At 47.7% G+C, this 7,737-nt stretch carries 6 protein-coding genes; 2 read left to right on the top strand and 4 right to left on the bottom strand.

The genetic code is table 11. The annotated features are described in order from the left end of the window. Window positions 1-457: 457 nt before the first annotated feature. On the bottom strand, window positions 458-2,791 hold the full coding sequence (locus QZ918_RS09895) for a glycoside hydrolase family 31 protein (protein ID WP_293334080.1): 2,334 nt from the start codon (window positions 2,789-2,791) through the stop codon (window positions 458-460). Between the two features lie 132 nt (window positions 2,792-2,923). Between QZ918_RS09895 and QZ918_RS09900 the strand changes: the two genes are divergently transcribed. Both QZ918_RS09900 and QZ918_RS09905 read left to right on the top strand, forming a co-directional pair. Further along, on the top strand, window positions 2,924-3,346 hold the full coding sequence (locus tag QZ918_RS09900) for a hypothetical protein (protein ID WP_293334083.1): 423 nt from the start codon (window positions 2,924-2,926) through the stop codon (window positions 3,344-3,346). Between the two features lie 2 nt (window positions 3,347-3,348). Continuing rightward, window positions 3,349-6,009 (top strand): tetratricopeptide repeat protein, encoded by a 2,661-nt coding sequence (locus tag QZ918_RS09905; protein ID WP_293334086.1) that lies wholly within the window; start codon window positions 3,349-3,351, stop codon window positions 6,007-6,009. Between the two features lie 79 nt (window positions 6,010-6,088). Here the strand turns inward: QZ918_RS09905 and QZ918_RS09910 are convergent, their stop codons facing one another. The 3 genes from QZ918_RS09910 to QZ918_RS09920 all read right to left on the bottom strand — a co-directional run bounded on the left by QZ918_RS09910 (window position 6,089) and on the right by QZ918_RS09920 (window position 7,590). Next, a complete protein-coding gene (locus tag QZ918_RS09910; protein ID WP_293334089.1) occupies window positions 6,089-6,661 on the bottom strand; it encodes a hypothetical protein in 573 nt (190 codons plus the stop codon). A gap of 331 nt (window positions 6,662-6,992) precedes the next feature. After that, window positions 6,993-7,340, bottom strand: a complete 348-nt coding sequence (locus tag QZ918_RS09915; RefSeq protein WP_293334092.1) for a DUF952 domain-containing protein — start codon at window positions 7,338-7,340, stop codon at window positions 6,993-6,995. Between the two features lie 13 nt (window positions 7,341-7,353). Continuing rightward, window positions 7,354-7,590, bottom strand: a complete 237-nt coding sequence (locus QZ918_RS09920) for a hypothetical protein (protein ID WP_366664977.1) — start codon at window positions 7,588-7,590, stop codon at window positions 7,354-7,356. Between the last annotated feature and the right edge of the window lie 147 nt (window positions 7,591-7,737).

Below are 7,737 nucleotides of genomic sequence, written 5' to 3' on the forward strand. Positions count from 1 at the left end.
GTTGAGAACCTTGCGTGACATACCCGGTACTCATTTTGTAAACAAATAGAGTGCAGGCTTCCTCTTTCAACGGGAGAGCCTCGACGCGAGCCATCTCTAAGCTGGTCTTATCCTCCCTCCGTAGGTTTTACTCACCTTTATGTGGTACTTACTAGCAAGATAATTACTTATCTTCGAGGCAGACTCCCTGTGTCCCAAGGAGTAGAATTGTTGATTTTTTCACCCATCCATCAGCTCTTTTATGGCTTAGCGGGATATTGGGGCTACCAGTCAGAAACTGATAGGTGGTGTCTAGCCTTTATACAACGGAAAGTTCGCCCACCACGGCTACTCTTGTCATCCCCGGTTAGTTCGATCCTATCATGGATTCGCTATCGCTCAATTTCTTTGCTGCTCGTTTTCATCCCGTCACTCATCCTGTAAACGGATAGAGTGCGGGACTTCCCACTCGTATTAGTTAAAATATCAAACGCCGCACTGTACCATCATCTGTAAATTGCTGTTCGCCAATCCCCACAACTTCGACAGTAACTTCGCGTTCTGAAATCGCAAATTCCCCCTCCCGCGCCGCAATTTCAACTATCATTTTTCCCCCTTCCAAATACACCTGATAATTAGTCGTTGCCCAGACACCTTTTTCGTGTTCAAAACTGTGTCCATCGTCCTCATAAAGCGTCCATTCACCAATTCCGGGCCAAATTCGCATTTTCAAAGAATCAACTGGTTCTTCCCCAACAAATTGCCTGACAGGCCCGATCGCAATTATCCCCCCACCCCTAACATAAAGCGGCATTCTTTCCAAAGGCGCATAAGCTAAAATTTGCGTCGGGCCGCGATCGCATTCCCCCGTCCACCAATCGTACCAAGTACCCTCCGGCAAATACACGGCGCGGTGTTCGACTCCCGGGCGGTAAACGGGTGCAGCCATCAGCGACGGGCCGAGCAATACTTGATCGTAAAGGTGATAAGTTGTCCGATCGCCCGCAAAGTGATAAAGTAACGGTCGTAAAATCGGCGTTCCCGTTGTTGCAGCTTCCCAAAACAGCGTGTAAATATACGGCAACAACTGATAGCGCAAATTGATGTATTCGCGGCAAATTCGTTCGGTGCGATCGCCGAAAACCCACGGTTCGTGCTGGGCCGTACTCAGCGCCGAATGACCGCGCATCAAGGGATACAGCATCCCCACCTGCATCCACCGCGCGAACAATTCAGCGGTGGCATTCCCCGCAAAGCCGCCGATGTCGCAACCGACAAAGGCGACGCCGGAAAGCCCCATGTTGCACAGCATCGGGAGCGACATTTCTAAATGATCCCACAGCGATTGATTGTCGCCCATCCACACCGACGAGTAACGCTGCACTCCCGCAAATCCCGATCGCGTCAGCACAAAAGATCGATCGCGCGATCGTAATTTCTGCAACCCTTCCGCACAAGCTTTCGCCATCATCAACCCGTACAAATTGTGGGTTTCGGCGTGAGTCGCGCGATCGTCATCCGGGCCCTGCGGTGCATCCAGCGGAAACCAAATGTGTTCGCCGCCATCACCAAAAGGCCTTTCTGCGATCGCAGGTTCGTTCATGTCGTTCCAAATACCCGCAACGCCCATCTCAGTCAGGCTTTTGTGCAATTCTCCCCACCACTGGCGCACGTCGGCACGCATGAAATCTGGAAACACGGCTTTGTCCGGCCAAACATAGCCGTGGAAAAGCTTTCCGTCGGCGGTGCGGACGAAATAGTCGTTTTCCACACCGCGATCGAATATTTCGTAATCTGCTTCCGGTTCGTACTTGACGCCGGGATCGATAATCGTGACAACTTTGAAACCGGCTGCTTTCAAATCTGCAATCAGTTTCGCGGGATCGGGGAAACGCTTGGGGCTCCAAGTAAACACCCGGTAGCCGCGCATATAGTCGATGTCGAGGTGGATGACATCGCAGGGAATCGCCCGATCGCGAAATTCCCGCGCCAACTCCCGCACAACGTCCTCGGATTCGTAGCTCCAGCGGCACTGGTGGTATCCCAGCGCCCATTTTGGCGCGAGCGGCATCCGGCCGGTCAACTGCGTGTAGGTGGCGAGAATTTGGGCGGGTTCGGGGCCGTAAATGATGTAGTAGTCGAGTTCCGTGTCTCTGGTTTCCATCCGCAAAACCCCCGGTGTTTGGGCGCCGATGTCGAATTGACTCCAAAATGTGGTGTTGAAAAAGATGCCGTAAGCGCGATCGGGATTCAGGGCGATGTAAAATGCGATCGCCTGGTACATTTCGTCTGTCTGCGAATTGTAGTCAAGGGCGTCAATTGTCCAGTTTGTCTTGACTTCGGAGAGTTTGTCCAGCAAGCCCGTGCGTTGGCCAAAACCGTAGAAATGCTCGTCTGTTTCAATGCGCTTCCAGGCGGCGGTTGCACCTGTGCGCCATCCCATCGGGCGATCGCAGTCGCAAGCAAAGGGTTTGCCGGATTTGTCAAAGCATTCGATGGAAGTGCGATCGCGATTGACAGAAACTGTGATTTGTGCTGTTTCTATTTCGATTTTTTCGTCTGTTTCTCGGACTTCAAAAGGTACAATTTCCCACTGTTCGTCTGGGAGAGTCACGGAGTGCGATCGATCTTTAAATTCACCTGTCGGGGACATTCGCACTCGGATTAAATTTGGGGCGAGTACGCTGATTGTGAGGGAGGAATTGGTACAGTTGAAGTGAATTGTGCGATCGCTCTTACTTATAGATTGTACTGAGCCAATTATTGACCAAGGCTGTTCGGTAGTTTGGAGTTTTCCGAAGTATTGCGGCATACAGTCTGACTCGAAATATTATCGATTTTGGTTTGAGCAGTTAAGAGTTGTCATCTGGCAAAAGGAAGAAGTGAGGGGACATTTTTTCAGGGCTTTCTGACTATAATAAAACAGTGACTTTGAGGAATAGAGATGACCGATCCAGTAACGACGATCGCAGCGGGGGCAATTCTCAATCTGGCGTTTCAGGAGTTTGCCAAATCCGGGGCTGGGGAAGTAGCAAAGAAGACTGTGGAAGGGTCGATCGCCTTAGCAAAGAAACTGCGGGATAAAATCACTGCCCGATTTCAGGGAAATGCCAAAGCAGAAGCCGCGATCGCAACGTTGGAAACCGAGAATTCCCCGGCCGCGCTGAACAGGCTAGAAGTGTATTTGGATGATGCCATGTCGGACGATCCTGTGTTTGCAGGAGAGTTGCGGCAGGTGGCACAGCAGATTATCAACATCCAAAATCAGAATACTGAGGGCGATCGCACATATAACCAGAAAGCTGGACGGGACATTTTTAACGTTGAAAAGATTGAAGGTGGGTCGAATAAGTTTGGTGGATCTTAAGTATGGGAGATCAAGATGCCAAACGTGACATATTCAATTTCCGTGGCAAAGTCAAGGAAGTCACGGTAAACAATCATCCCACTCCTGTTAGACCTCCTGCCGATCGGGATTTGCTGGAAGCTGTCAGGCAACTTGTTGAACCTAGACTGAAGGCACAACTGCACCATCACGTAAAGCTTAATTTATCGAAGGAGACGCAGCCGGAACAGGTGCGTCCTTGGGGCATGGAGGTGAAGGTGACGATCGCCCAGCCGAGTCAATTATTACCACCAGAGACAACAATCGCCCAGGTATTTGACCGATGTTCGGGTAGGTTGCTGATTTTGGGCGAACCGGGGGCGGGCAAAACTACCAGCTTGCTAGACTTAGCCCTAGAACTCGTGGCAAGGGCCGAAGCTGACTCGCAGCAACGCATCCCCGTCGTGGTCGATCTTTCCGATTGGCAGCCGACAGCGCCTGAAGCAACTTCCAGGTGGGGCATGGTTGCGTCTAGACGGGCTGGGTTTTCCCAGAAAAATCATCGTGACGATCGTCCCGAACCAGGGCCTGTCTGGTCGATCGCAGATTGGCTAGCTGCCAAGGTGCGAGAGAAATATGGCTTTACTCCACAGCAAATTGGGCAATGGCTGGCGGAAAAACAGTTAGTGCCTTTGTTGGATGGATTGGATGAGGTGCGCCCAGAGTATCAGCAGGAGTGCGTGAAGGCAATCAACGAATGGTTAAACTTCTCGGATTTGCGTCCCAGGCAGGTAGCGTTGTGTTGTCGGCGGGAACAGTATGAGGCCTATCCTGAAAAGCTGAAACTTCAGGGTGCGGTTTATCTACAAGACTTGACGGATGAGCAAATCCAGACTTTTTTGCAGAAAGCAAACCGATCGGAACTTTCGGAAAGTTTAGTAGCGGATGCTAATTTGTTGGCGCTGATTCGCAGACCTTTGCTGCTATCAATGGCGGTACTTGCCTATGGAGAGATCGACCCAATCGAGTGGCACCGGGCGACTTCGGCAAATGCGCGGTTGAATCTGTTGCTGGATGCCTATGTGCAACGGATGTTGACGCAGGATACAGATAGTCGATTCTACCGTAAGGGAAAGATTCCTAGCGTTGAGCAAAGCCGGAAGTGGCTGGAAATTTTGGCCTTACAGCTTTTGCAAGGTTCAGAAACCGAGTTTCTGATCGAGAAAATGCAACCGATATGGCTATCAACATCCCTTCAAAAGTGGATGTATGGCGTAACTATCGGAATTTTTTTGGGGCTAATCTTTGGATTAAGTGCAGTGGGTATATGGTCAAGCCCTAGTTTGTTTTGGTTTGGATTGGGGGGGGGAGTATTTTGGAGCTTGATAGAAGGGTGGGAGGTTTGGAAAGATCGGGAGAGCATAAAATCAGTTGGGGCTATCCGAATTTCGCTGTCGGGTCTTAAACCAAAAAAAGTATTACGCAAGCTGTCATCTTCGGAATTTATACTCTTCTTTACTCAATTAATAATTGGTGGAATAATTCGCAGATTAGTCGATCCAAAATGGGATTTTAAATTGGCACTAATTTATCTAATAATTGGTTTAGTAACTGTTTTACTAACTTCTGAAGTGGGAACGAATATTAATAAGGTTGAAATTATGCCCATAGCAAATCAGGGGATTGGGAACTCGTTACGGAATGTTATTCCAACCACCTTAACATTTGCGACATTATGGACTTTGGCGGTGGGTTTTGTAAGGCATTTAGACGGAAAATCATTCGTTTCTCCATTTTCTCTTCAATACACTCTGGTATCTTCTTCGAGTACAGCTTTGTTCATATGGATTGCTTGGCAAGGAGGGTCTGCTTGCCTTCAGCATTTTACACTGCGTTTATGTTTATCTAGTGCTGGCTCAATTCCTTGGAACTATGCTCGTTTTCTCAACTACGCCACAGAGCGGCTATTGCTCCAGCGTGTCGGAGGGCGTTATCGCTTTATGCACGACTTGCTGAGGCAGTCTCTTGCCCAAAGCAGGATCGACACCCATCCAAGCCTGATTAGCTCTCCATTTCTTACTCGTTGTGGTGAAAGCTACTTATTGATGGAGCAATATGAGGAAGCACTACAAAACTTCGATCGCGCTATTGAAATTGACCCTAAACATACTTGGGCGATCGCCAATCGGGGACTAACGTACCGATTGATGGAGCGATATGAGGAAGCACTGCAAGACTTCGATCGCGCCATTGAACTTGACCATAAATATGATTCGGCGATTTGGCATCGTGGGTACATTTACCTTATTCTTGGTCGATATGATCGGGCACTAAAAGATTTAGATCGCGCCATTGAATTGGATTCAAAAGAGGATTGGTATCAATACCTTCGAGCCATCACCTACCTCGCCAGCAATCAATCCAATGCTGCCAAAGCTAACTTAGACATTGCCCTACGCCTCGCCCAGCAAGAATACATCAATAAGCCAGCAAATTACGTAAACATCTTCAACCAGGCACTCTATCACCTCGTCGCAGGTAACCTCTCGACTGCCAGAGAGTTTTATCAAATTGCGCTCGAGCAAAACGCTTCTCCAGCCTACATCCGAAATGCGCTTCAAGATTTAGAAGATTTGCTCAAAGTGCTTGGCGATGTTCCTTATGCCAAGCAAATGATAGAAGAACTGAAGCAACATCTCAAATAGACTTGTCATATTTTCACGTTATCTTCTGATTATATCATGCTTTAGCAGTCTAAATGGTTGCCTTTTCATCCTTCACCTGCTACCTCCCAAATACTTGCAAAATTTTATTTACTCCGTTCTTTTCTAGCCTCTCAAAATGCTGCCGTTCATCAGCAGTAAAAACAGTTGAAACTCCCCCTCGATCCGATATCTGTGCTTCCAAAACTCCACGGTTGAAGAAAACAACTTGACCCGTTCCAAAAAAGACGATCGCCCTTACCCGATCGCCTTTTAGCCAAAATCCCACTCCATCTCCCACTTCCACGATGGCTTCCGATGCACTGACAACGGTTTTACCACTATTGGTAGAACACATGATGTAGCTAATATTTTTGACCGTTTTTGTGGCTTTTTGACAGGGTTGAGCCTGAAGTTGTTTCAATTCTCGATCGTAATTTTCCCGATTCAATGCAGGCTTAATCTGGTTCAGCAAACAGCGATCGGGTATGCCATCACCATCATCGTCCATGCGGAGGTCGTCTTGTTGTCCGTCGCTATCGCAATCAATTGCGTGCCCTATCTGTCTGCTGGGTTTCGCCGATTGTGCTATTGCATCGATTGGGATGACATAGCTGAATAATAGCAGGGCGATCGGCAATAATTTGAAAAGCATTATGTTGAAAAAATATCCTCGCTCAAATTTTAGCACCATGCTGTTTTAATAGCTCAATAATTTCCAAATTAGAAGATTTATCGGCAATACTTTAGATGCTATAGCAATCCTAAATGATTGATTAAGATTTGTAGGGGTAGTGCCCCCGTGCCTACCCCCTATCTATCGGGTCAACCTGGATCTTTAAGATCCCGTACAAAAAGTATGCAAATGATTGAGGACTTCTATATACCATTTATCAGAAAGATGAGGTATGACTGTAAATGGAGTTTTTGATGCGAGTTCGCTTACTATCTTATAAATATAAGAGGGCTGAAGCCCAACAACGTACCTAATCTTTTGCTGTTAACTCTGCCGGCAATTGGAACTTGCCATCTGCACCCGCCGCCAACTCAAAAACTTGCAACACAGCATCCACATTTAGCGGCCCGTAAATGTGCGGGTAATCCTCACCGGCGGCAAATTCATACTTAAGTTCAGATTCTACTTTTTCCGAGTCAATCGACAGCAGCAGCAATCCTGTTTGTCCTACAAAAAATTTATTGGCAGATTTCAGAACTTGCGGTAGAGTCGAACAGTGGATAAATCCTTCTGTATCTAGCGTATCTCCGCGATAGGATTGCACTTGTTTTGCTTCTTCCCACTGTTGGCTGCGGGTGATGTGAAAGATAACGCTCATAGTTCGATAGGTTTTAAGTGCGATCGCCAATGGGCAATAAAATTGGCAGTAAAATGGGCAGTAAAATCTGAGAAGGACAACTCCCGCCACAACTTACTGTCAGCGTCATAATTTTAGCATCAATTAACCGCGCTGCACCCGGAGGCGCACAAGTTCCCGGATTCACGTCATAAGCTGGAAAACAAGCGGCACTCAAACTGAGACGCAAAGCATTACCTCGGGCAATTTGCATACAAGTTGGTTGCAGCAAAATTCTTACAGGTATCGATCAGGTTTGTAGTGAGGACTTTAGTCGAATGGCACTGAAAAAGTGACCAAAAAAAAATCTGTAAGGCAAGATATACATAGATAGTTGCCTTACAAACCAAAATATCTTTCTCCATTATGCCAAATCGTG

Source organism: Microcoleus sp. CAWBG58, assembly GCF_020883045.1.
In the GTDB taxonomy this organism is placed as follows: Bacteria; Cyanobacteriota; Cyanobacteriia; order Cyanobacteriales; family Microcoleaceae; genus Microcoleus.

What these genes read in the sequence shown, in the direction of transcription:
- QZ918_RS09895 (WP_293334080.1), bottom strand. Translation starts at nt 2,791, where the DNA reads ATGCCGCAATACTTCGGAAAACTCCAAACTACCGAACAGCCTTGGTCA.
- QZ918_RS09900 (WP_293334083.1), top strand. Translation starts at nt 2,924, where the DNA reads ATGACCGATCCAGTAACGACGATCGCAGCGGGGGCAATTCTCAATCTG.
- QZ918_RS09915 (WP_293334092.1), bottom strand. Translation starts at nt 7,340, where the DNA reads ATGAGCGTTATCTTTCACATCACCCGCAGCCAACAGTGGGAAGAAGCA.
- QZ918_RS09910 (WP_293334089.1), bottom strand. Translation starts at nt 6,661, where the DNA reads ATGCTTTTCAAATTATTGCCGATCGCCCTGCTATTATTCAGCTATGTC.
- QZ918_RS09905 (WP_293334086.1), top strand. Translation starts at nt 3,349, where the DNA reads ATGGGAGATCAAGATGCCAAACGTGACATATTCAATTTCCGTGGCAAA.